3 protein-coding genes and 1 pseudogene are annotated in these 2,831 nt (G+C 33.2%); all 4 read left to right on the top strand.

All coding sequences use genetic code 11. The features are described from left to right. The coding region (locus F6K22_RS37750; RefSeq protein WP_293109944.1) for an SDR family oxidoreductase at positions 1 to 665 on the top strand (665 nt) is incomplete at its 5' end. Between the two features lie 293 nt (positions 666 to 958). Then, a pseudogene (locus F6K22_RS37745) lies at positions 959 to 1,428 on the top strand (Uma2 family endonuclease). Between the two features lie 256 nt (positions 1,429 to 1,684). Then, on the top strand, positions 1,685 to 2,284 hold the full coding sequence (locus F6K22_RS37740; protein ID WP_293109942.1) for a nitroreductase family protein: 600 nt from the start codon (positions 1,685 to 1,687) through the stop codon (positions 2,282 to 2,284). A 139-nt stretch (positions 2,285 to 2,423) separates the two neighbouring features. Next, the gene (locus tag F6K22_RS37735; RefSeq protein WP_293109940.1) at positions 2,424 to 2,654 is read left to right on the top strand and encodes an element excision factor XisH family protein; all 231 of its coding nucleotides are present in this window, start codon (positions 2,424 to 2,426) and stop codon (positions 2,652 to 2,654) included. Positions 2,655 to 2,831 lie beyond the last annotated feature (177 nt).

Below are 2,831 nucleotides of genomic sequence, written 5' to 3'. Positions count from 1 at the left end.
TGGGTGATGTTCAAGCAATTGACTACCGAGCTAATATTGAACTGATAGATTGTGCGGTGAAAGTTGATGTTAAACATTTTGTATTTATCTCTGTCTTGGGAGCAGAAAGAGGATATGAAGATTCACCTACTTTTAAAGCAAAAAGAGAGGTAGAAAAATATCTCAAAGCTAGTGGATTGAATTATACTATTTTGCAACCTTCTGGTTTTGCTTCTAATCTATTACCACTGGCAGAAAGATTTAGAGATACAGGAATTTATCTACTTATTGGAGAGTCGAAAAATCGCACTTCAATAGTTAGTACAGATGACTTGGCAAAAATTGCTGTGGATTCTGTTTCTATACAAGCTGCTTGTAATCAAATTTTGCCTGTGGGGGGACCAGAAATTATTTCTAGAGTCGAAATTTCTCAGATATTTGCTGGAATTTTTAATCGGGAACCTATAGTTATTAATCCACCTTTATTTGTATTTGACGGATTACGGAATACTCTGGGATTATTTAATCCAGAACTACAAAAAACTTTGGGTACTTTAAGAGTATTATTGGCAAATGAATTTTTCTGCACTCCAGAAGAAATTGAGAATTTGGAGAGAATATTTGACATGAAAATGGAATCTGTAGAAAGTTATATTCGCCGGAATATTGGGAGAGTAAATAATTAATTATTAATTATTACCTCTTCTGATAAATTAAAGAGGATAGAGTAAAATTATTTTTTGTTCTTTATTTCTCCATTAATAGAGAGGTTTTATACCTTGATTGTTTCGGTAAATAAAGTAGGGGGCGATTAGCTGTTTTCTGGTGTATAACTATAGTTAACGCCTCTAATAATACCGTTTTACTAAAGTCATAAGTCAATGGGGGTAATTCATATTTGATTTGGGGAGATCAACTTAGGGCTTCTATGTTAGGAATCCAAGAAAATGATTCGAGCGATCGCTAAAAACTGAAAAGTATGCAAATTCAACAACAAAAAAACTATACTCCCACGGAATATTTAAACTTTGAAATTAACTCACAACAACGACACGAATATATTAATGGCGAAATTATTCCAATAACTGGCGGTACTCCAAATCATAATCAGATATCTCTCAACTTCACCGCAGCTTTAAATTTTTCTCTCAAAAGTCAATCATATCGAGTTTTTGTAGCAGACCAACAACTTTTGATTCAAAAAAAAGTATCTATACTTATCCTGATGTGATGGTTACTTCAGGAGAATTGCAATTACAAACAGGAAGAAAAGATGCTATTCTCAATGCCCTAATAATTGCCGAAGTCTGGTCAAAATTTACTAGAAATTATGACAAATACGAAAAATTTGCAGCCTATAGAACTATTCCTACATTTCAAGCATATTTGCTTATAGACCAATACACAATGCAAGTAGAACAATATTATAAAACTGCTCATAAACAGTGAATTTTCTCAGAATATAACGAAGCCAGCGAAACTATTTCTCTCAATTCAATTTCTTTCCAAATAACTATGGCATATCTTTACAATAAAGTCGAATTTGAAGCATAAGAAAAGTCTTTTCAGCGAACAATTATCAGTTATATGGCAGAGAATAGGGAACAGTTGAAAAAAAATTCTTTCTTCCTCTAGAGATAATATAAGTCGCTACAAATTTTGATATTATTTAGAGGTCTCAAATAATTACTCAAAAATTCGCAAAATGGAAAAACCCGCAGATAATCAATATCCAATTAATGACCTATTAAAACAACGTTGGAGTTCTCTAGCTTTTATTGACAAAATGGTTTCTTCTGAAGTATTACTTTCACTTCTAGAAGCAGCAAGATGGTCTCCTTCTTGTTTCAATGAACAACCATGGAGTTTCATAATTGCTACTAAGGAAAACCCTACTGAATATGACCGTCTTTTTAGTTGTATTGTAGAAGGAAATCAACCTTGGGCAAGTCTTGCTCCTGTGTTAATGATATCTGTTGCTAAACTTTCTTTTGACAAAAATAATAAACCTAATAGACACGCTTTTCACGATGTAGGTTTAGCAGTTGCCAGCTTAACTTTTCAAGCAACAGAAATGGGTTTGAGAGTTCATCAAATGGGAGGTTTTCATATTGATAAAGCGCGAGAATTATATAAAATTTCAGCAGAATATGAACCAGTAGCAGCTATAGCTATTGGTTATCCAGAAGAACCCGATATTTTGCCTGAGTCTCTACGAGAGAGAGAACTTTCTCCCCGCAGTCGTAAACCTATAAGTTCTTTTGTATTTACTGGAGAGTTGGGTAAAACTGCTTCATTTATTTAGTTTTTAAAGAAGCGATCGGCACTTAGCAATAGTATTCAATAGGAAAACTTGTAGTAGACTAACAAGCTGTGTCAGTCTACTACAAGATGGTTTACTAAAATCAATCACTTATTTTTCCCGACTCCCTCTTCTAGAAATAATGTCAGCAAAATATACTTATCATCAAGCTGTCAAAAATGCTTTAACTAAAGATGGTTGGAAAATTACTTTTGACCCTTATCCTATTAAATATGAAGAAGTTAAATTATTTGCCGATCTAGCTGGTGAAAAAACAATTTATGCAACAAGAGAGGGGAAACAAATTGTGATTGAAATTAAAAGTTCCCTGAGCCGTTCTCCAATGCGCGAATTTGAAACAGCATTAGGATAATATTTAATTTATCAAACATTTCTTTCTCTTATACCAATTACCATGCATTAATGCTATACTTCAGCTATACTTCAACACCTCAATAGTTACTAAGATTAAAAGTCTGTTTTTGACAATTATTAGTCGGTATTTTATAGATTTTTCCTACTTTTCCTCTCCCCACACCTCCCACACTTC

The organism is Okeania sp. SIO2F4, from assembly GCF_010672385.1.
Classification (GTDB): Bacteria; Cyanobacteriota; Cyanobacteriia; order Cyanobacteriales; family Microcoleaceae; genus Trichodesmium.
This window is presented reverse-complemented; position numbering and strand designations above follow the sequence as displayed.